This window comes from Oricola indica, assembly GCF_965227485.1.
Lineage (GTDB): Bacteria > Pseudomonadota > Alphaproteobacteria > Rhizobiales > Rhizobiaceae > Oricola > Oricola indica.
Genome location: NZ_OZ245747.1, coordinates 1,171,656 through 1,191,369, shown reverse-complemented (window position 1 = coordinate 1,191,369; position 19,714 = coordinate 1,171,656). Strand labels below are relative to the sequence as shown.

The window sequence follows — 19,714 nt, the reverse complement described above, 5'->3', positions numbered from 1 at the left end:
GATGGCCGCACTGAACACCAAACCCAATATCGCTGCGCCGGATGATTTCTACGCCGATCTGCTGGCCGCCCATGAGGGGTTGTCCAAGGCCGAGAGCGACGCGTTCAACGCCCGGCTTATCCTCATTCTGTCCAACCATGTCGGCGACCGGGATATTTTGCGGGAAGCCCTTGCCGCCGCGAAGGCGCAAAACGAGGAGGAGAAAAGGTCATGACCCTGAAGATCGACAAGATCCATCACGTCGCCTATCGCTGCAAGGACGCGAAACAGACCGTCGAATGGTATCGCGACATGCTGAAGATGGATTTCGTTCTCGCCATCGCCGAGAACCATGTCCCTTCGACGCATGAGCCCGATCCCTACATGCACATCTTCATGGATGCGGGCGACGGCAACGTGCTCGCCTTCTTCGAACTGCCGACCAAGCCGGAGATGGGCCGCGATCCCAACACGCCGAAATGGGTGCAGCACATCGCCTTCAAGGTGAAGGACCGCGCGACCCTGATCGAATACAAGGAGCATCTGGAGGCGAATGGCGTCGACGTGCTCGGCGTTACCGACCATTCGATCTTCCATTCGATCTATTTCTTCGATCCGAGCGGCCACCGCATCGAGTTGGCCTGCCCCGACCCGGAGGAAGAGGAAATGCTCAAGCGCCTCGACTCGGTGAAGTGGGACATGCTGGAGGAATGGTCGAAGACCAAGCGCGCGCCGCAGCACGCAGACTGGCTGCATGCGAAAGAGCTGAGCAAAGCGTAAGTCAATGCTTACAAGACCGGGCGACGTCAGCCGCCCGGCTTTTCCACGATCCCGGCCTCGACCCAGCTGTCGAAGATCGCTAGCGCTGTCTCGCAAAACGCCGCATCGTTGATGTGGCAGTCGAGCGCCTTCAACTCGACATTGGCCGGACAGGCCGTCTCCATCTCGTCGCAGAATGCCGCCAGCCCGTCGGGATCGTTCAGATCCGCGCCCGGCCGGTCCCATTCGTGGCAACCGCCCTTCGGCAGGAGAAACACCGTCGGCCCCGCTGCCTTCGCCATGTGACAGCACAGTTCCCGCGCCACCTCCCGACGCTGGTCTGGTTCCAGAACGATTGAGGTCAGCAGCCGATTATGCGCGTGCGACGGCGTCTCGCGGAAACGCTCCGGCAGGGGCTGCCAGCCCACGAAATCGATCAGGTCAATACAGCCCGGTGCGACCAGTTGCGGAATGCCCTTGCGGCCGGCATTGGTCAGCCTATCGGCACCGGCGGACAATCCGCCCATCATGTGATTGCCGACCTCCTGCGTGGCGAAATCGAACACGGCGGCAAAGGCCCCTTCGGCCGCCAGCGCCTCGAAGGCGCGCCCGCCCATACCGGTCGCGTGGAACACCGCAACCTCGTAGCCGCGCTTTTCCAGCTCCGGCTTCAGTGTCACCATATAGGTGAGCACCGATTTGCCGAACGAGGTCATGCCGATCAGCGGCCGGTCCCGCTTCGGCGGCTCCACCGCCCGCGCCGCGCCCAACACGGCCCCCGCCGCCTGGCTGAGCGACGACTTGCACACCGAGTTGAGACCGTAGAGCCCGCCGGCCCACAGGATCATCTGGATGTCCGGCGCCAGCCTTTCCGCCGGCAGAAGCGGCGAGAACGAGACCGTCGAAACGACAAATTTCGGCACACCCAACGGCAGCGCGGCGCAGACATCGAGCGCAAGGTCCGTGCCCATCGTGCCGCCCAGCACGATCACGCCGTCAATCCTGCCCTCGCGATGCAGCCGCGCGGTCAGCGCCGCCGCACCCGTCGCCATGATCTGCATGGCGTGGTTCTCGTCACCCGAGTCGATTGCCGCCTGGATCGTGCTACCACCCTCAGCCGCCACGTCATGCTTGGAATGATCCGCTGGCTCGACCGGATCGCCGAGCACGCTGACATCCATCGTCACGACCTTGCCGCCCTGCCCCCTGATGCAATCCGCCATGTAGGACAGTTCGTCGTTTTTGGTGTCGTAGGTTCCGACGACGAGAATGGTCTTGTCGGTCATTGGTCCTCCTCCGGAGCAATTCCAGAAAAAGTGGATATCGGTTTTTCGTCCGGAATTGCGTAAAACAAATAGTTGGAGACATTCATCGATTCCACGAAGCGATGAACGTCTCTATAGCTGGATCCATGCTGTTTTCAGATCGACATATTTGTCGAAGGCATGCAGAGACTTGTCGTGCCCGTTGCCCGACTGCTTCACCCCGCCGAGCGGTACGGTCAGATCGGAACCGCCATAGGTATTGACGTGAACGACCCCGGCCCGCACGGCGCGGATCATGCGGTGCGCCCGAGACAGGTCGCTGGTCCACACTCCCGACGACAACCCGTATTCGGTCCCGTTGGCGATGGCGACCGCTTCCTCCTCGGTGTCGAAGCCCGTCACCGCGAGAACGGGGCCAAAGACCTCTCGCTGCGCGAGCGTGTCCCGTGCCCCAACATCGGTGAAGATTGTCGGCTCCATGTAATAGCCGCCGGTCTCCTGCAGGATACGGTTGCCGCCATGATAGAGCGATGCGCCCTCCTTGGTCGCGGTCTCGACGAAATCGAGGCTCTGTTCCAGCTGCCGCTCCGAATTGATCGCGCCGATCTGCGACGACTGGTCAAGCGGATCGCCGACCTTCAGCGCGTCCGCAGCCTTCGCGAGTTCCGAAACGAATTCGTCCTGCACGCCGCGTTGCACCAGAAGCCGCGTGCAGGCGACGCAGACCTGGCCGGAATTGCGGAACATCCCGTTCGCCGTCACCTTCGCCGCCTGTGCGATGTCCTTCACGTCGTCGAAGACGATCGACGGCGACTTGCCGCCCAGTTCGAGATAGACCCGCTTCAGGTTGGACCGCGCGGAATATTCCAGCAGCCGCCGCCCGACCGCGCCCGAACCGGTGAACACGAGAACATCAACATCCATGGAAAGCGCCAGCGCCTCGCCGGCGACCGCGCCGCGCCCGGTCACGACATTCAGCACGCCCTCCGGCAGCCCGGCCTCAAGCGCCAGTTCGGCGATCCGCAGCAGCGTCAGAGATGCGGTTTCGGCAGGTTTGAGTACCACGGAATTGCCGGCGGCGATCGCCGGTCCAAGCTTCCATGCGCCGATCATCAGCGGGAAGTTCCACGGGACGATGGCTCCCACCACGCCAACGGGCTCGCGATGGATCAGCCCGAGATGCGTGTCGGCCGTCGGTGCGATCTCGCCATAGACCTTGTCGAGCGCCTCCGCATAATAGCGTATCGTCACGGCGGCAGACCCGGCTTCGGCCTTGAAGGCCATGGCGAACTCAGTGCCGTTGTCGCGCACGCCGAGAACGGTGAGTTCCAGCGCCTCGCGCTCGATCAGCTCCGCCCATTTGAGCATGACCTTCTTGCGCGCCGCCGGCGGCTGTCCGGCCCAGCGGCGGTCCTCGAAGGCCGCGCGCGCCGAGGCGACGGCGCGGTCTACTTCGGCCGGCGTGGCGTCTGCGATTGTGGTCAGTCGCGTCCCGTCGATCGGCGATATGACGTCGAGTGGCGCGCCTTCACCTTCCTGCCGCGCGCCCGCGACAAGGAGCCCTTGCGGCGGAACAGGAGTGCGCCGAAGCGCGTCGATCTGTGCTTGGTCTGCCATTCGGCCTCCTTGAGCGATTTGCGGTCGAGCCAGACATGCCGGGCATGAATGACGAGGACGGCGATGATCGCGAGAAACAGGATCATCGCGACCGGCCGGTCGATGAAATCGAAGGGCTCCTTCACCCGGGCCATGCCGGCGCGAAGCTTCACCTCCATGATGCCGCCAAGCACCATGCCGAGAATGATCGGCACGATCGGCAGCGAAAGCCGCTTCAGCACATAGCCGATCATGCCGAACACGGCAGCCATGATGCAGTCCGTCGCCGAGTTGCGAAGCGAATAGACCCCCACGAAGGACAAGGTCAGCACACAAAGACCGAGAAATCGGTTCGGAATTTTCACGACCTGGATCAGTGGCCGCGTGGCGACCAGAAGGAAAATCACGACGAGCACGTTGAGGATCAGCAGCGCAATGTAGAGCGCGACGATGAAATCCATCGAGTTCTGGAACAGCCCCGGTCCCGGCACGACATTGTGCACATAGAACACGCTCAGCATCATCGCCGTCAGCGCCTCGCCCGGAATGCCGAGCGCGAGCAGCGGCACCATGGCCGCCGCCGGCACGGCATTGTTGGCCGTCTCGGCGGCGATCAGACCCTCGGAGGACCCGTGTCCAAAATCCTGCGGGCGCTTCGAGGTCTTCTGGGCATAGGTGTAGGACAGGAACTGCGCGGTGAATTCGCCGACGCCGGGGATCATGCCCATGATCACGCCGAAACCGGCGGAAACGGAAGCGACGCGCGGATGGCGCGCCAGTTCGCGAAATCCCTGGAACAGCCCGCCGCGCAACCGCGTCGTGCGGATCTTCTCGTCCTCGCTGGTGAGCAGCACGAAGGCCTGGCTCAGCGCGAACAGGCCGAGCACCACGACGATCAGGTCGATTCCGCTCGACAGGAAGGACTGGTCGAAGGTGAAGCGCTTGGAATATTTCACCGGTTCCAGCCCGATGGTCTGGATGAAGATGCCGAAGCCCGCGAGCGCGCCGGCGATCAGGCTCTGGCCGCGATGCGCGACGATGACGAGAATGATGCCGAGCAGCGCCGCGAGGAAGATCTCGCGGCTGCCGAACATCGGCGCAACCTTCGCCAGCACCGGCGCGAACAGGATCAGGCAGACCACCGACACGATGCCGCCGAAGAAGGACGAGGAATAGGCAAGGGAAAGCGCCCGGCGCGGCTCTCCGCGCGCCGTCATCGGAAAGCCGTCATAGGTGGTCAGCGCGTTGACGGCGGTGCCGGGCGTGTTGATCAGCACGGCGGGAATCGCACCGCCATACATCGACGAGCCGTAGATGCCGAGCAGCACGGTCAGGCCGACGATGGGATCCATCGAGAAGGTTGCCGGCAGAAGGATCGCGATCGCGACCGCCGGTCCGACACCGGGAATTGCGCCGATCAGCACACCGCCGACCGAGCCGACGACAAGCGCCAGGATCACGTCCCAGCGCGCGAGGATTTCGAGACTCGACAGGATCAGGTCCATGACGCCATCAGAAATTCAGGATGAAAAAACTGCGGATCGCGCCCGGCAGATATTCGTAGATCATGCCGCCGGGAATCTTCACGGCCAGAATGCTCTTGAATACCACCACCGTGACGACCGCGAAGACGATGCTCGCCAGCAACATCCTGGCGCTGCGATATCCGAGCCGCCGGGCAAGCAGCGGCACGAAGATGACGGTTGTCGGCAAATATCCGATCACGGGCACGGCGAAAACATAAGCCATGAACCATGCTGCGTATTCGAGTGCCGTCGACCATTTGCGCGCCTCGATGAAATCCGCGCGCTGGAAGCGTCGCCACGGCAGCCCGGCGAGATGCAGTCCGCCGAGAACGACCATGGAAATCAGGCCGACCGCCGGCCAGAAACGTGGCTGGGCGAAGAAATCCGTCTTCGCCACCCAGCGGGTCTGGCTGGGCGTTTGCGACAGCAGGAACGCGGCGAAGACAAGCAGGGCTATCGCGAAGAGAAGCTGCCCCCGTCTCGGTCCCGGAAATCGTCGTTCGCGTTCGCTTTCCACAGTCGCTATCCCGATGGTCGATACAAAACGGGCCCGGCAATGCCGGGCCCGTCAAGGTCTTATTGTCCGAGGATTTCGCCGATACGCTCGACGGTCTCGATGTCGCCGGCGATGCGCGCCTCGCTTTCATCGGCATCCTGCCAGTAGATCAAAGCGCCGGTTTCCTTCGCGACGGCCTGGGCGCGTTCGCTCATCACCGTCTTCTTGGCGACCGCGATGATCTTGTCGCGGACATCCTGCGGCGTGTCCTTGGTCACGAACAGCCCGTTCCACAGCGCGATGTTCAGCGAGTCGTCGAGTTCACCGATGGCCGGTGCGTCCGGAACCAGCGGAATGCGCTCGTCGGTGATCGCGGTCAGCACCTTCACCTGGTCGAGGCAGGGCAGGATCAGCTGCAGCGTCGTGTTGATCACATCCGCGTCGCCCGAGGCGAGCGTGTTGCAATCCAGCGCGTCAAAGGCCGCGTCGGAACCCCATTCGAACCCGGCGTTCTTTGCAAAGGCCTTTGTCACCTGGGTCGGCGTCAGCACGTCGCCAAAATGGCCGAGCGCCACGTCGTTATCCTGGGCGTAGGCGGCCAGTTCCTCCATCGAGGAATAAGGCGCGTCATTGCTGGTTGCGATCACGAAGGGATAGGTGAGGAAAATGCCGAGCGGATCGAACTTCGCCGGCGTCAGGTCCGGGATGTCGATCGTGTGGCCGACCACCGGGACGCCAATCACGAAGGACCCGATCGTGTAGCCGTCGGCCGGCGAATTGGCGACTTCGATGGCGCCCGGGAAGGGTCCGCCGCCGCCGCCCGGCTTGTTCACGACAGCCGCCGCCACGCCGTACTCGGCCTGGAAATCCTCGGCGATCATGCGGGTCAGAACATCCTCGAGATCGCCGGGAGGCCACGGCACGATGAAGTTTACGGGCTTTTCGGGATACTCGGCCGCCGCCATGGACGGGGCCATAATTGCTGCCGCGGCAATTACGCCGGCGGCGATGGAATTCTTGATCATGGTCACCACTCCCTGTTGTCGCCGACTGGTTCATTATTTAAACCAACGGTGCAAAAATATATTGATCGCGAATTTGTTTTCTGTCAACGATTGCTGGCAATTCGGCGCCGGTCGCGGCGACAAGACCGAAGCGAGGAAACGCGGACCGCCATGGGCACGATTACCAAAGCCCTGAATTTGCTTAATTATTTCTCGGTGGCCAAGCCGGAGATCGGCTTGACTGAATTCAAGCGCATGTCCGGACAGGACAAGGCGACGGTCTATCGCCATCTCAGCGAACTGGAAGAGAACGGCTTCCTCGAACAGAATCCCCAAACCCGCAACTACCGCCTTGGCGCCGCGATCCTGCGTCTGGCGAATGTCCGCGAGCACACATTTCCGGCACGCAAGGCCGTGGCCCCCATCGTGCGTGCCATGTCCGAGGAGCTGGGCGAGTTGGTGCATGTCTCTCTCTTGCAGGGAAACATCATGTCGCCGCTCTATCACGCCGATGTCGCTATCCATGGCACACGGGTCTATTTCGATGCAGCCGAGATGTTGCCCCTGCACGCGACCTCTTCGGGCCTCGCAATGCTCGCCTTCGGCCCGGACAATCTTCTGCGCGAGGTGACCGAAAAACCGGTGCGCAGCTTCACCGACAAGACGATCACGGACCCGGATGCTCTGCACCGCCATGTCGAAATGGCGAGAGAACGCGGATACAGCACCTCCGACGAGGGCTTCGAATCCGATGTGTTCTCTTTCGCGGTGCCGATCTTCGATTCCGATGGCCGGGCGACCGGCACGCTCGCCGTCGCGCTGCCCTGCGCGCGGGCCACGGAAGAGATGCGCGACCGGATCGTCACCGCCCTGAAATCAGGCGGCGTCGCGGTCTCGCGGGCGCTCGGCGGCGCAGCGCCGAAGGAAATCGAGAGGTTGTGGCATGACGCGGCCTGATCCTCAGGGCCTGATCCTCGATTTCGGCGGCGTCGTCACGCGCACGCTATTCGAGACCCACGATCTTAGCGAAGCCGCGCTTGGCCTTGCGCCCGGCACCCTGACATGGCGCGGACCGTTCGATCCGGACAACGATCCGCTCTGGCAGGACATGCAGGCAGACCGGATTTCCGAACGCGATTACTGGATGCGGCGGACACGGGAAACCGGCGCGCTGATCGGCGCGGACTGGACGAAGATGGCGGATTTCGTGCGCGCGGCGCGCGGCGGCGATCCCGAAGCGGTGATCCGGCCGGAATTCCGCGACACGCTGGCCGCGGCAAAATCCGCCGGCGTGAAGCTCGCGATCCTGTCGAACGAACTCGATCTTTTCTACGGGGCCGATTTCCGTGAGAAACTGCCCTTCCTCGGCGACTTCGACGTCATTGTCGATGCCACCTATACAGGGATACTGAAGCCCGATCCGCGCGCCTATGAAGCCTGCCTCGATGAATTGGGCCTGCCTCCGGACGTGTGCGTCTTCGTCGACGACCAGCGCCGCAATATCGAGGGCGCGAAGACAGCCGGGCTTCGGACCGTTCATTTCGATGTCCGCAAACCGCAAGAGAGCTACGCCGCCGCATTGGCGCTGCTCGAACTCAACACAGTGAGGATGCCATGAAGGATTCCAACTTCCTGAAGGAAAACAACGCCCGGCACATGTGGCATCCGATGGCGCATCCGGCCGACAGCCTCGCCAATCCGCCCAAGATCGTCGTCGGAGGCGACGGCGTGAGCATCCGCGATATCGACGGCAAGGAAGTGCTGGATGCCGTCGGCGGCCTCTGGAACGTCAATCTCGGCTTCTCCTGCGAACCGATCAAGCAGGCGATCGCCGCGCAACTGGATGCCCTGCCCTACTACTCGACCTTCCGGGGCACCTCGAACGACCAGGTCATCGAACTGAGCTGGATGCTGCGCGAGTTCTTCGAGCCCGACGGCCTCACCCGCGCCTTCTTCACATCCGGCGGATCGGACAGCGTTGAAACCGCGCTACGGCTCGCGCGCCAGTATCACAAGGTCCGCGGCGAATCGGGGCGCACCAAATATCTGAGCCTGAAAAAGGGCTATCACGGCACGCATTTCGGCGGCGCGAGCGTGAACGGAAACGCCAATTTCCGCACCCAGTACGAACCGCTGCTGCCGGGCTGCTTCCACATTCCGGCGCCCTATACCTATCGCAACCCGTTCAACGAAACGGACCCCGAAAAGCTGGCGCAGCTCTGCGCCACGGCGCTGGAAGACGAGATCGCGTTCCAGGGCGCCGGCACCATCGCCGCCTTCATCATGGAACCGGTTCTGGGCGCGGGCGGCGTCATCCCGCCCCATGCCAGCTTCATGCCGATGGTTCGCGAAATCTGCGACCGGAACGGCATCCTGCTGATTGCGGACGAGGTGATCACCGCCTTCGGCCGGACAGGCGATTGGTCTGGGTCGCGCCACTGGGGCGTCAAGCCGGACATGATGTCGACCGCCAAGGCGATCACCAACGGCTATTTCCCTTTCGGCGCCGTCATGCTGAACGACAAGATCGCGGATGTCTTCGAACAGGATACATCCGGTCGCGGCGCCATCGGCCATGGCTATACCTATTCCGGCCACCCGGTCGGCGCCGCCGCGGCAATCGCCTGCCTGAAGGAGACCCAACGTCTGGATGTCGCGGCCAATGCCGGCGAACGCGGCGCGGAACTCTTTGCCGGCTTGAACGGCCTTGCCGAAAAACACGACCTGATCGGCGATGTGCGCGGAGGCCACGGACTGATGTGCGCGCTGGAGCTGGTTTCGGACCGTGCGGCCAAGACACCGATCGACAAGGCGACCATCGGCAAGATCTACGAGGCAACCTACGAGGCTGGCGTGATGGTCCGCGTTTCCGGCCCCAACATCATCATGTCCCCGCCGCTGATCCTGACGGCTCAAGACGTGCAGAAGATCGTCGATGCGCTGGACGCGGGCTTCTCCGCGGCCTGAAGAGGCCATCATTGTAATAATTTGACGCCGCCAGGATAGCATCATCTTGACGGCGTCAATTTTCAATGCGGTCAGCACCTGCCCTTCTGAGGAAAAGCCGGCCTCGGGTTGACTTCAATTGGAAGGGGTCAGGGCTCGGGAACGATCAGAACCAGGCCGTCAAGCTCGTCCGAAGCGGTGATCTGGCAGGACAGCCGGCTCGACGACAGGCGCTCCGCCTCCGCGACATCGAGGATTGCATCCTCGTATTCGCCGGCCTCGCCGGTGGCGTCCTGCCAGGCATCATCGACATAGACGTGGCAGGTGGCGCAGGAAAGATTGCCGCCGCATTCGCCGACGACATGCGGCACATTGTTCGCCACCGCCGCCTCCATCAGGTTGAGGCCGTTGGCCACGTCTCCGGTTATCTCGCGGCCATCGGCCAGTTTCCAGGTTACCTTCATCGCTCCGGCCTCACACAAAATAGACGTAGAAATCGCGCAACGCGTCACCTTCCAGGTCGCGCGTCTTCTTTGCTTCCTTTTCCTTCATGAAGACATGGTTGGCGACCAGACCCGCGCCGATTGCGTCGGCGAGAACCGTATCCGCCTTCAGGTCGGCCGCCGCACCCTTCAGATCGGTAGCCGTGCCTTCCTTGGCATCGGTCCGGTCGAAACCGTCACCGGTTTCCATCGGCGGCAGCGTGTAGCCGTTTTCCACGCCAAGCCGCGCCGCCTGCAGGATCGCCGCCGTCGCCGTATAGGGATTGGCCGACGCATCGGCCGTGCGGTGTTCGAGCCTTGCCTTCGGCCCGCCTTCGGACGAGATGCGGGTCGTCACGTTGCGATGATCGCCACCCCAGTTGCGCCAGTAGCCGGACAGCGATCCCGGTTGCAGGCGCTGATAGGAATTCGCCGTCGGGGCGATAAGCCCCGCCAATCCCTTGTGATGGTGCAAAAGCCCAGCGAGGCACCCCCGCGCGAGATCGTTCATGTGGTCGGGCCCGCCCTTTTCGCCCGTCGACAACGCGTTTCCGCCGGTCTCGTCGACAAAGGAAAAGTTGATATGCATGCCCGACCCGCCGCATTCGGCGATCGGCTTCGGCATGAAACTCAGGATGACCCCGTATTCCAGCGCGATTTCGCGCGCCATCAGGCGGAACAGCACGATATCATCCACTGCCTTCACCGCGTCGTCGAAGGTCAGCGTGTATTCGAACTGCGGCGAATCGTATTCCGCCGTCACCATGTCGAGCGAGAAGCCCAGCTCGTCGGCGACTTCCCAGATGCGGTCGTTGAAGCGCAACGGATCGGCGAAGGGGCCGGTGCCGTAGACCACGCCGCCGGGACTGTCATAGGGCACAAGACTGCCCTTCTCGTCGGCAACCAGCGCATAGGCTTCGAGCTCGATCCCGACCTTCGGCGAAAGGCCCCTTTTCCGCCAGTCTGCAACGGCGCGTTTCAGCGCCCCGCGCGGGCACAGTTCCAGTGGCTCGCCGGCATCGTCATACAAGTCACCGATGACGATCTTCGTGTCCGCATCCCAGCTGTCGCGGATGTCGTCATGGCGCCATTTCAGCTCCATGTCCGGCATGCCCTGCATCATCATCGCGCCCGGCGCGTTCAGAAGGTCGCGATCGTAATGCACCCCGAATGTCGAGCGGCAGAATCGCGTCGATGAGTCACCGATTTTCGAGCCCGGCAGATATTTGCCGCGCACAATGCTCAGGTGATCGCAAAAGACGGCGCGCAGTCTGGTTCTCATGACACTGTCCTCAAGCCATTTCCACTGTGACGGGCAGGCTCTTGATACCACCGACGAAATTGGAGCGAAGGAATTTGTGCGGCCCCGCCGGCTCTATCCGCCGGATGCGGCGGGCGAGTTCCTGGAACAGCACCCGCACTTCCAGCCTTGCCAGCCACATGCCGAGACAGACATGCGGCCCGCCCTGGCCGAAGGACATGTGCCTGTTCGGCGTGCGGCGGATATCCACGCGGAACGGCGCGTCGAAGACCGTATCGTCGCGATTGCCAGACGCGAACCACAACAGCACCTTGTCGCCTTCGCGGATCGTCTTGCCGTGAAGCTCGAAATCCTGCGTCGCGGTGCGGCGGAAATAGAGCGCCGGCGTCGCCCAGCGGATGATCTCGTCCGGCGCGGTTTCCCAGACCGTTTCATCCGTCTGCATCTGCTCGAGCAGTTCCGGCTGATGGCAAAGCGCCTGAATGCCGGCCGCGATGGAATAGCGCGTTGTATCGTTGCCCGCGGCGACCAGCAGGCAGAAGAAGTTGCGAAACTCGGTCTCTGAAATCGTTTCGCCGTCGCGGCCGGGCTGCAGGATCAGGTGCAACACCCCGTCGGTGTCCCCGGCGGCCGCCTTCTTCTCCATCAGGTCCCGGGCATACTCATAGAGCTCGGCCCCGGCCGGCGAATTGAAGGGCATCATCCGGTACGCATCCGTGTCCATCCTGTCGAGCACGTGATCGGTGAAGTCCGGATCGGTATTGGCGATCAGCGCGTCGCCCTTCTCGACCAGCCAGGGCAGGTCCTCGTCCGGCGTACCGATGATCCGGCCCAGCATGCGCATTGGCAACTGTCGCGCGATCTCCTTCGTCGCGTCGAACGTGCCGAGCGGCAACGCCTGATCGAGGATCTCGTCGCAGAGGTCACGAATATCCTGCTCGAAGCCGGCGATAACCGGCTTCGAAAAAGCCTTGGCCACCTTGATGCGCGTCTTCATGTGCTCCGGCGCATCGGTCTCCTGGAAGGTGCGGCGCGCCAGATATTCCTCGTAGGACTGGTCTTCCATGCGAATGCCCCGCGCCGAGGAGAACACTTGCGTGTTGCCGTTCATGGCGAGGATGTCTTCATGCCGGGTCACCGACCAGAATCCCTCGCCACCGGCCCACTCGGTCCAGCTCAGCGGATCGTCCTTGCGCATGCGCGCGAAAGTGTTGTGCGGAGGGCCATCGACGAAAGTGTCGTGACTGGAAAGATCGGCATGGCCGTCATCGGTCGGAACCCAGACTGTCACGATGCATCCTTTCCAGTTGCCGTTTTATGTATATTATGCGACCTCATAAATATGTAAACCAGTTTTTATGGGCCGACCGTGCACCTCGCGATCCTGATGACCAACACGGATGAGAGCGCCTTTGCGCAAGCACATCCGAAAGACGGCGAAAAATTCGCCGCGCTGATTCACAGCGCACGCCCGGATTGGCGCTGCGAAACCTATTCCGTGAAGGACGGCGTCTTTCCCGACGATCTTGCGGCCTTCGATGGCTTCATCATCACCGGCAGCCCCGCCTCGGTGCATGATGGCGCCGACTGGATCGATCGGCTGCTCGCGACGATCCGCGAGATCGTTTCACGCAAGATCCCGCTTTTCGGCGCCTGCTTCGGCCATCAGGCCATCGCGCTGGCGCTTGGCGGCAAGGTTGAACACAATCCGGGAGGATGGGTCTTCGGCCTGACCAGGGCCGATGTCGTCGATCCTGCGCCCTGGATGACGCCGCTCGGGCCGGAGCTCGCGCAATATGGCGCCCATATCGAGCAGGTCACCGAACCACCGGCGGACGCCCGCATTCTGATCGGTTCCGCGGCCTGCCCGGTCGGCGGCTTCGCGATCGGCAATAGCGTCTTTACGACCCAGAACCACCCGGAAATGTCGTCAGATTTCGTGGCCGCACTCATCGAGGAATATGCCGGCAAATTGCCGAAAGACGTCGTCACGCAAGCGCGCGCCTCGCTCTCCGATAGAGCTGATTACGAGGACTTTGCGGAAACAATCGCGCGCTTTTTCGAACAGGCGACCGCATTCTCCACGACCGAAGCGCGCTGACCGGTCCCACCTATTGCTTGAGACCAATGACGAATTGTGTGTCATTGCGTGGAAGAACAGCATCCGGCACAGTCCCTTTGGCAGGAATCCGTCTGTTGATCCGCATCGCTCTCGTTCTCGCATGGTGTTTAATCCTGCAAGTGCACCTTCAGGCCCACCCCTTATTCCCGTCGCTGCCGCAGGCCGATCGACTGACGGCGTTGGACACGTTCTGGGCCGATTGGAAGAGGACCTATTTGCGCGAAGGGTGCGGCGGCGCATATGTCGATACTTCTGGTGATGGGAAGCTGACTTGGGGTGGCAGCAGCACCAGCACACTCACAATTTCCGAGGCGCATGGATACGGCATGCTCGCGCTCGTCAAAATGGCGTCGCGCGATCCTGCGGCGCGGGAGCAATTCGCGGGAATGGCCGCGTTTTATCGCGCACACGAGGCCGCCTCCGGTCCGGGGCTGATGGCCTGGAATCAGACAAGGGACTGCGAAGATGCCCCGGATGGCGGGGAGATGTCGGCGACGGACGAGGAGTATGCGCAAAGCTCGCGCTCCTCCGACTTCATGCCGGCAAGTTTCGCGGTCTTTTCGAGCGCAACGGGAGACTTGTCCGCGCGTTGGACGGCCATTCGGGATCGCGGCTATGCCGTTTGGGGGCGCATCTCCAGGGACTACGCCGAAGAGACCGGTCTGGTGCCGGACTTTCTGGTGGGACTTCCCGAGAACCCCCGGCCCGCAAATCCGTTCTTGCTGGAAGGGGCGGGCGACGGCCAGTTTTCGTGGAACGCGCTTCGCTTTCCCTGGCGGCTTTCACTCGATCTTCTCGAGACAGGCGACGCACGCGCAGCCGCGCATCTCGTCTTGATCAATCGCTGGATCCGCAATGCGACGGCAGGAGACCCGCTCCGGATTGCGACAACGTACCGGCTCGACGGCAGAATCCCAGATGATCAATCCACCGGCTCGGCCGCCTTCCTGGCAATGTTCGCCGCCGCAGCGATCGCTGGAAGCGAAGATCACGACGCAGATCAACGCTGGATCGATGCCCTCTGGTCCGCGCTGACCGCCATCCCCCTCGCGGATGAGGACTATTACGGCAATACGCTCAAACTGTTGGCGATGATCGAACTATCCGGGCAATGGCAGGAAAATGCGCATAGCCAGGACTGACGATGGCCGGAAGATCCGGCGAGTCCGCAGCTAGCCGACAGCGGCCAACAGGTCCATGACCGTTCCCCGGTCATAGTTGAAGTGCCTCTCCATCGCGGCCTCCGCTTCCTCGCGCCTGTGCGCGGTGACCAGTTCCGCGATTTCGCGGTGCTCCTTCGCCGAGGCCTCCACCGAACCGGGATAGCGGTAGCGCGCGCGGTAATATCCCATCAGCTTTCGCGCGTTCATCTTGATCAGGTCGATCAGGAAGGGATTACCCGAAGCCCGTGCGAGCACCTCGTGAAAGCCAAGATTGAGCCGGTAATAGTCCTCCGGCCGGCTACTGCCGTATTCCTTCGCATGCGCTTCGCAAGCCGAAACGACATCTTCCAGCTCCTTGGCGAGACCGGGCGTCAGCCTGCGCGCGGCAAGGCCCGCCGCCTGCGCCTCCAGCCGCGCATGGACCTCGATGATGCCCAGAAATTCCTCCAGCGTCGGCTTGAAGAGCACCGCGCCCCTGCGGGCATGCCTTTGCACGAGACCCGCGGTTTCCAGCCGGATCAGCGCTTCGCGCACCGGCGTGCGCGAAACGCCATGCCGCGCGATCAGTGCCTGTTCATCGATAACCTCGCCCGGACCGATCTCGCCATCATCGATGGCGGTCAGTATCGCGTCGATTACCGTGTCCGTCTGGCCGGCCATTGGATAGTCCCGAATATTCTGCGTCGGCTTGTATATATATAACGCCTGCGCAAAAAGCGGAACCGGACGTCAGAGCCGCAAGCCGTCGAGTTCGTTGAGGAGATCGAGCAGCATCTCCATCTTGTCTTTGCCGAGATGGCTTTCCAGGCGCGCGGCGATCCGCTCGCTCTCGGCCATGTTGGACGCGATGAAGTTCCGCCCCGACGGCGTGATCGTGATCCTCAGCCGCCGCCCGTCGGTCGGATGCGGCGAACGGTCGACATAGCCTTTTTCGCCGAGTGTCTGGAGAATGCGCGTCAGGCTCGGAAGCAACAGGCAGGACCGTTCAGCGATTTCCGTCGGATCCATGCTGGTATTTTCGTCCAGGACCCGCAGCACCCGCCACTGCTGTTCGGTGACACCGGCATTGGCCAGCATTGCGCGGATCGGGCCCATAACGCTTTCGCGGGCGCGCAAGAGAGCAATCGGAAGCGACTTTTCCGTCGAAATGGAAACCCGCTTCACACCGTCACTTTCTTGTTCGTCCATGTCAGACCTTGTGCCTTTCGGGACGCGCAAGTGCAATATCCATCTTCACCCAAGGTCACTTGACTCGTCACGCCCATGAAGTTAACAAGTTAACTATATTGACGACCTGGGAGGGGTCCGTGCCGCATATCGCCATCGACTATTCGGGCAATCTCGAAGAAACGGTCGATATCGCCGCCCTGTGCGAACTGCTGCGCAAGACCGGCATCGAAACCGGCGTTTTTCCAATGGCGGGCATTCGGGTTCGCGCATTCCGTGCCGATCATGTGGCGATTGCCGACGGCGACTCCCGTCACGGCTATATCGACATATCGGTGCGTCTGCGCGGCGGACGCAGCTTCGAGGCCCGCAAGATGGCGACGGAACGTCTCTTTGCAGCGGCAAGGGAATTCCTCGCACCAGCGCTCGCCTCGCGTCCCATGGCTCTTTCGATGGAGATGCGCGACATCGACCCGGAACTGAGCCCGAAACTGAACACGATCAGAGAACATCTCAAGGAAGGCTGACCTCTTGTCCTCGCTCGAACAGAACCTCGAAAAACTCGAGACCTATCTTGCCCGCTTCAGGCAGGACGGCATCCTCAACCAGATCGGTGGCGAGGCCCGTCCCGCGGCATCCGGCGCGACTTTCGACAATCACTCGCCGGTCGACGAGAGCCTGATCTGCAAGGTGGCGCGCGGCGGCGCGGAAGATATCGATGCGGCCGCGAAAGCGGCAAAGGAGGCCTTTCCCGCCTGGCGCGATCTCGATGCCTCGAACCGCAAGAAGATCATGCACCGCATCGCCGACCGCATCGTTGCGCGCGCCGACGAGATCGCCATCGCCGAGTGCTGGGATACCGGCCAGGCGCATCGCTTCATGTCCAAGGCGGCCCTGCGCGGCGCGGAGAACTTCCGGTTTTTCGGCGACCGCGCACCATCCGCCCGTGACGGCCAGACGCTTCCCTCGCCGACCCTGATGAATGTCACCACGCGCGTTCCGATCGGACCGGTCGGCATCATCACGCCCTGGAACACGCCCTTCATGCTCTCGACATGGAAGATCGCGCCGGCGCTCGCCGCCGGCTGCACGGTCGTCCACAAGCCGGCCGAATTCTCCCCGGTCACCGCCCGCATCCTGATGGAAATCGCCGAGGAGGCCGGTCTGCCCGCCGGCGTCTGGAACCTCGTCAACGGTTTTGGCGAGGAGGCCGGCAAGGCGCTGACCGAGCACCGCGACATCAAGGCCATCGCCTTCGTCGGCGAATCGAAGACCGGCTCGATGATCATGAAACAGGGTGCCGACACCCTGAAACGGGTCCATTTCGAACTTGGCGGCAAGAACCCCGTCATCGTCTTCGACGACGCCGATCTCGATCGCGCACTCGATGCCGCAATCTTCATGATCTATTCGCTCAATGGCGAGCGCTGCACCTCTTCCTCGCGGCTGCTGGTGCAGGAAAGCATCGCCGAAAACTTCCAGAAGAAGCTGGTCGAGCGCGTCAACCGCATCAAGGTCGGTCACCCACTCGATCCCGCAACAGAAATCGGTCCGCTGATCCACAAGACCCATCTCGACAAGGTGACGTCCTACTTCGATATCGCGAAATCTGACGGGGCCACCATCGCCGCCGGCGGCGAAGCGACCGGCGACAAGGGCTGGTTCGTCAAGCCGACGCTGTTTACCGGAGCAAAGCCGGACATGCGCATCGCGCAAGAGGAGATCTTCGGGCCCGTTCTTACGGCGATCACCTTCACCGACGAGGACGAAGCGCTGGAGATCGCCAATGGCGTCGATTACGGCCTGACCGGTTATGTCTGGACCAACGACCTGACACGGGCGCTGCGTTTTACCAACAAGCTCGAGGCCGGCATGATCTGGGTGAATTCCGAGAATGTGCGCCATCTGCCGACCCCCTTCGGTGGCGTCAAGGCGAGCGGCATCGGACGGGACGGCGGGGACTGGTCATTCGAGTTCTACATGGAGCAGAAGCATATCGGCTTCGCCACCGGCCATCATCACATCCCGCAGCTCGGTAAGTGATGGGCAACCGAACTAGACCAACGGGGAGGCGCGAAAATGGGTGAAATCGTACTGGCCGCCAAGGTCACGCATGTGCCGACACTGCAAATGTCGGAACAGGACGGGCCGATCAAGGGCAAACGCCAGCCGGCAATCGACGGCCATCTCGAAATCGCCCGCCGCGCCAAGGCGCTCGGCGCCGATACGGCGGTGATCTGCGACACGCACTGGCTGGTGAATGCCGGCTTCCACATCAATGCCAATCACCGATTCAAGGGCCTGCTGACCTCCAGCGAGTTTCCGCAGTTCATCCGCGACATGCCCTATGACCACCCGGGCAATCCCGGCTTGGGCGACGCCATCGCGCAGAAGGCGACAGATCTCGGCGTCTACACGCTTTCCCACCACCTGGATTCGCTCGATCTCGAATATGGCACGCTGGTCCCGATGCATTTCATGAGCCGCGAGCATGACATGAAAGTGGTCTCGGTCTCGGCCTTCTGCACCGTACACGACCATGACGAAAGCCGCATCGTCGGCGAAGCGATCCGCGCCGCCGTCGATGCCAGCGACTCCAAAGTTCTGCTCCTCGCCTCCGGCTCGCTCTCCCACAAGATCTGGTCGAACAAGGACTATGCGCCGAACAACGGCACCTTCACGATCTCGTCCGAGTTCAACCGTCAGGTCGACCTTATGGTGCTGGACATGTGGAAGCGCGGCGATCACGCCACCTTCCTGAAGATGCTCGGCGACTACGCGCACCATTGTTCGGGCGAAGGCTCGATGCACGATACGGCGATGCTTTATGGCGCGCTCGGCTGGGACGCCTATAAGGGCAAATGCGAGGTTGTCACGGAGTACTTCCCGAGCTCCGGCACGGGGCAGACCAACGTGATCTTCCCCGTCACCTGAAACGCGGCGCAGTTCAGTCGAAGAGAAAATCAATGTCGATACCCGCACCTGTCCTCTATCCGCCCTTCAACATCGTGCGCCTGTCGCATGTCGAACTCGCGGTCACGGATCTCGCGAAAAGCCGCGCCTTTTACGTCGACACGCTCGGCCTGCAGGTCACCGACGAGGACGCCGACACGATCTATTTGCGCGCCATGGAGGAACGCGGGCATCATTGCATCGTGCTGCGCAAGGGCGAAACCGCCGTCGCCCGCGATCTCGGCTTCAAGGTCTTCGACGAGGAAGACCTCGACAAGGCGGAGCACTTCTTCAAGGGCAAGGGCCTGCCCGTCGAGTGGGTCGAACGCCCCTACCAGTCACGTACGTTCCGCACCCGCGACCCGCATGGCATTCCGCTGGAATTCTATTCGCGCATGGATCGGCTGCCGCCGATCCACCAGCAATACAAGCTCTATCGCGGTGTGAAGCCGCTGCGTATCGATCACTTCAACTGCTTCACGCCGAATGTCGATGAATCCGTCGCCTTCTACAACGAGATCGGCTTCCGGGTGACCGAATACACCGCCGATGAGGAGACCGGCCGGCTCTGGGCCGCATGGACGCACCGTAAGGGCGGCGTGCACGACATCGCCTTCACCAATGGCCGCGGCCCGCGCCTGCACCACACCGCCTTCTGGGTGCCGACCCCGCTCAACATCATCGACCTGCTCGACCTGATGGCGACGACGGGCTGGGTCTCCAATATCGAACGCGGCCCGGGACGCCACGGCATCTCCAACGCCTTCTTCCTCTATATCCGCGATCCGGACGGCCATCGCATCGAGATCTATTGCTCGGACTACCAGACGGTCGATCCCGATCTGGAGCCGATCAAGTGGGATCTGAAGGATCCGCAGCGCCAGACCCTGTGGGGCGCTCCCGCGCCGCGTTCCTGGTTCGAGGAAGGCAGTCTGTTCGAAGGCACCGAGGTGCTCGAACCGAGCCTCGCCGCCCAACCCATCGTCGCGCCGTAGG

Annotated in this window: 21 protein-coding genes; 11 read left to right on the top strand and 10 right to left on the bottom strand. The window is 62.4% G+C overall.

The features are described 5' to 3' along the window. Position 1: 1 nt before the first annotated feature. Both ACQK2M_RS06120 and ACQK2M_RS06115 read left to right on the top strand, forming a co-directional pair. On the top strand, positions 2-214 hold the full coding sequence (locus ACQK2M_RS06120) for a DUF2783 domain-containing protein (protein ID WP_425417069.1): 213 nt from the start codon (positions 2-4) through the stop codon (positions 212-214). Positions 215-216: 2 nt separating this feature from the next. Further along, positions 217-759: a VOC family protein gene (locus ACQK2M_RS06115; protein WP_223478338.1), complete on the top strand. Its 543-nt coding sequence runs from the start codon at positions 217-219 to the stop codon at positions 757-759. A 26-nt stretch (positions 760-785) separates the two neighbouring features. Here ACQK2M_RS06115 and ACQK2M_RS06110 read toward each other — a convergent pair whose 3' ends face one another. The 5 genes from ACQK2M_RS06110 to ACQK2M_RS06090 all read right to left on the bottom strand — a co-directional run bounded on the left by ACQK2M_RS06110 (position 786) and on the right by ACQK2M_RS06090 (position 6,646). Continuing rightward, the gene (locus ACQK2M_RS06110; RefSeq protein WP_425417068.1) at positions 786-2,024 is read right to left on the bottom strand and encodes a Tm-1-like ATP-binding domain-containing protein; all 1,239 of its coding nucleotides are present in this window, start codon (positions 2,022-2,024) and stop codon (positions 786-788) included. A 111-nt stretch (positions 2,025-2,135) separates the two neighbouring features. Then, positions 2,136-3,602 (bottom strand): aldehyde dehydrogenase, encoded by a 1,467-nt coding sequence (locus tag ACQK2M_RS06105; protein ID WP_425419994.1) that lies wholly within the window; start codon positions 3,600-3,602, stop codon positions 2,136-2,138. Further along, a complete protein-coding gene (locus ACQK2M_RS06100) occupies positions 3,485-5,104 on the bottom strand; it encodes a tripartite tricarboxylate transporter permease (RefSeq protein WP_425417067.1) in 1,620 nt (539 codons plus the stop codon). Before ACQK2M_RS06100 ends, ACQK2M_RS06105 begins: the two co-directional genes overlap by 118 nt. A 7-nt stretch (positions 5,105-5,111) precedes the next feature. Beyond that, positions 5,112-5,642, bottom strand: a complete 531-nt coding sequence (locus ACQK2M_RS06095) for a tripartite tricarboxylate transporter TctB family protein (protein ID WP_425417066.1) — start codon at positions 5,640-5,642, stop codon at positions 5,112-5,114. A gap of 59 nt (positions 5,643-5,701) precedes the next feature. Further along, entirely contained in the window at positions 5,702-6,646 is a 945-nt protein-coding gene (locus ACQK2M_RS06090) for a tripartite tricarboxylate transporter substrate-binding protein (protein ID WP_425417065.1), read from the bottom strand. Positions 6,647-6,796: 150 nt separating this feature from the next. Here ACQK2M_RS06090 and ACQK2M_RS06085 point away from each other — a divergent pair, with 150 nt between their 5' ends. The 3 genes from ACQK2M_RS06085 to ACQK2M_RS06075 are packed head-to-tail and all read left to right on the top strand — an operon-like array spanning position 6,797 to position 9,592. Then, complete coding sequence (locus ACQK2M_RS06085; RefSeq protein WP_425417064.1) at positions 6,797-7,582, top strand: IclR family transcriptional regulator; 786 nt, start codon at positions 6,797-6,799, stop codon at positions 7,580-7,582. After that, on the top strand, positions 7,569-8,243 hold the full coding sequence (locus ACQK2M_RS06080; RefSeq protein WP_425417063.1) for an HAD-IA family hydrolase: 675 nt from the start codon (positions 7,569-7,571) through the stop codon (positions 8,241-8,243). Before ACQK2M_RS06085 ends, ACQK2M_RS06080 begins: the two co-directional genes overlap by 14 nt. Beyond that, positions 8,240-9,592: an aspartate aminotransferase family protein gene (locus ACQK2M_RS06075; protein WP_425417062.1), complete on the top strand. Its 1,353-nt coding sequence runs from the start codon at positions 8,240-8,242 to the stop codon at positions 9,590-9,592. Before ACQK2M_RS06080 ends, ACQK2M_RS06075 begins: the two co-directional genes overlap by 4 nt. 128 nt (positions 9,593-9,720) lie before the next feature. On the opposite strand, the gene ACQK2M_RS06070 is transcribed toward ACQK2M_RS06075, so the two are convergent. From ACQK2M_RS06070 to ACQK2M_RS06060, 3 genes are read right to left on the bottom strand one after another with little or no spacing between them, the layout of a single operon-like run. Next, positions 9,721-10,035 (bottom strand): 2Fe-2S iron-sulfur cluster-binding protein, encoded by a 315-nt coding sequence (locus tag ACQK2M_RS06070; RefSeq protein WP_425417061.1) that lies wholly within the window; start codon positions 10,033-10,035, stop codon positions 9,721-9,723. Positions 10,036-10,045: 10 nt separating this feature from the next. Continuing rightward, positions 10,046-11,335, bottom strand: coding sequence for a hypothetical protein (locus ACQK2M_RS06065; protein WP_425417060.1), 1,290 nt, complete (start codon positions 11,333-11,335; stop codon positions 10,046-10,048). Between the two features lie 10 nt (positions 11,336-11,345). Further along, on the bottom strand, positions 11,346-12,605 hold the full coding sequence (locus ACQK2M_RS06060) for a cytochrome P450 (RefSeq protein WP_425417059.1): 1,260 nt from the start codon (positions 12,603-12,605) through the stop codon (positions 11,346-11,348). Positions 12,606-12,701: 96 nt separating this feature from the next. Here ACQK2M_RS06060 and ACQK2M_RS06055 point away from each other — a divergent pair, with 96 nt between their 5' ends. Further along, a complete protein-coding gene (locus tag ACQK2M_RS06055; RefSeq protein WP_425417058.1) occupies positions 12,702-13,415 on the top strand; it encodes a type 1 glutamine amidotransferase in 714 nt (237 codons plus the stop codon). A 95-nt stretch (positions 13,416-13,510) separates the two neighbouring features. Continuing rightward, on the top strand, positions 13,511-14,578 hold the full coding sequence (locus tag ACQK2M_RS06050; protein WP_425417057.1) for a glycosyl hydrolase family 8: 1,068 nt from the start codon (positions 13,511-13,513) through the stop codon (positions 14,576-14,578). A gap of 30 nt (positions 14,579-14,608) precedes the next feature. Here the strand turns inward: ACQK2M_RS06050 and ACQK2M_RS06045 are convergent, their stop codons facing one another. Continuing rightward, positions 14,609-15,259 carry a GntR family transcriptional regulator gene (locus ACQK2M_RS06045; RefSeq protein ID WP_425417056.1) on the bottom strand — a complete coding sequence of 217 codons (651 nt, stop codon included), beginning with the start codon at positions 15,257-15,259 and terminating at the stop codon, positions 14,609-14,611. 69 nt (positions 15,260-15,328) lie between these two features. Next, positions 15,329-15,787, bottom strand: a complete 459-nt coding sequence (hpaR, locus tag ACQK2M_RS06040; RefSeq protein WP_425417055.1) for a homoprotocatechuate degradation operon regulator HpaR — start codon at positions 15,785-15,787, stop codon at positions 15,329-15,331. Positions 15,788-15,906: 119 nt separating this feature from the next. Here hpaR and ACQK2M_RS06035 point away from each other — a divergent pair, with 119 nt between their 5' ends. From ACQK2M_RS06035 to hpaD (ACQK2M_RS06020), 4 genes are read left to right on the top strand one after another with little or no spacing between them, the layout of a single operon-like run. After that, positions 15,907-16,293 carry a 5-carboxymethyl-2-hydroxymuconate Delta-isomerase gene (locus tag ACQK2M_RS06035; protein WP_425417054.1) on the top strand — a complete coding sequence of 129 codons (387 nt, stop codon included), beginning with the start codon at positions 15,907-15,909 and terminating at the stop codon, positions 16,291-16,293. Positions 16,294-16,297: 4 nt separating this feature from the next. Next, positions 16,298-17,809, top strand: a complete 1,512-nt coding sequence (hpaE, locus tag ACQK2M_RS06030) for a 5-carboxymethyl-2-hydroxymuconate semialdehyde dehydrogenase (protein ID WP_425417053.1) — start codon at positions 16,298-16,300, stop codon at positions 17,807-17,809. A gap of 36 nt (positions 17,810-17,845) precedes the next feature. Beyond that, a complete protein-coding gene (gene hpaD / locus ACQK2M_RS06025; RefSeq protein ID WP_425417052.1) occupies positions 17,846-18,700 on the top strand; it encodes a 3,4-dihydroxyphenylacetate 2,3-dioxygenase in 855 nt (284 codons plus the stop codon). A 32-nt stretch (positions 18,701-18,732) separates the two neighbouring features. Then, the gene (gene hpaD / locus ACQK2M_RS06020; protein WP_425417051.1) at positions 18,733-19,713 is read left to right on the top strand and encodes a 3,4-dihydroxyphenylacetate 2,3-dioxygenase; all 981 of its coding nucleotides are present in this window, start codon (positions 18,733-18,735) and stop codon (positions 19,711-19,713) included. The last annotated feature ends 1 nt before the right edge of the window (position 19,714 follow it).

Excerpts from the sequence above, each read along its gene's own strand:
- ACQK2M_RS06120 (WP_425417069.1), top strand. The coding sequence starts at position 2 with ATGGCCGCACTGAACACCAAACCCAATATCGCTGCGCCGGATGATTTC.
- ACQK2M_RS06110 (WP_425417068.1), bottom strand. The coding sequence starts at position 2,024 with ATGACCGACAAGACCATTCTCGTCGTCGGAACCTACGACACCAAAAAC.
- ACQK2M_RS06100 (WP_425417067.1), bottom strand. The coding sequence starts at position 5,104 with ATGGACCTGATCCTGTCGAGTCTCGAAATCCTCGCGCGCTGGGACGTG.
- ACQK2M_RS06090 (WP_425417065.1), bottom strand. The coding sequence starts at position 6,646 with ATGATCAAGAATTCCATCGCCGCCGGCGTAATTGCCGCGGCAGCAATT.
- ACQK2M_RS06085 (WP_425417064.1), top strand. The coding sequence starts at position 6,797 with ATGGGCACGATTACCAAAGCCCTGAATTTGCTTAATTATTTCTCGGTG.
- ACQK2M_RS06080 (WP_425417063.1), top strand. The coding sequence starts at position 7,569 with ATGACGCGGCCTGATCCTCAGGGCCTGATCCTCGATTTCGGCGGCGTC.
- ACQK2M_RS06075 (WP_425417062.1), top strand. The coding sequence starts at position 8,240 with ATGAAGGATTCCAACTTCCTGAAGGAAAACAACGCCCGGCACATGTGG.
- ACQK2M_RS06070 (WP_425417061.1), bottom strand. The coding sequence starts at position 10,035 with ATGAAGGTAACCTGGAAACTGGCCGATGGCCGCGAGATAACCGGAGAC.
- ACQK2M_RS06065 (WP_425417060.1), bottom strand. The coding sequence starts at position 11,335 with ATGAGAACCAGACTGCGCGCCGTCTTTTGCGATCACCTGAGCATTGTG.
- ACQK2M_RS06055 (WP_425417058.1), top strand. The coding sequence starts at position 12,702 with ATGACCAACACGGATGAGAGCGCCTTTGCGCAAGCACATCCGAAAGAC.
- ACQK2M_RS06045 (WP_425417056.1), bottom strand. The coding sequence starts at position 15,259 with ATGGCCGGCCAGACGGACACGGTAATCGACGCGATACTGACCGCCATC.
- hpaR (WP_425417055.1), bottom strand. The coding sequence starts at position 15,787 with ATGGACGAACAAGAAAGTGACGGTGTGAAGCGGGTTTCCATTTCGACG.
- hpaD (WP_425417052.1), top strand. The coding sequence starts at position 17,846 with ATGGGTGAAATCGTACTGGCCGCCAAGGTCACGCATGTGCCGACACTG.
- hpaD (WP_425417051.1), top strand. The coding sequence starts at position 18,733 with ATGTCGATACCCGCACCTGTCCTCTATCCGCCCTTCAACATCGTGCGC.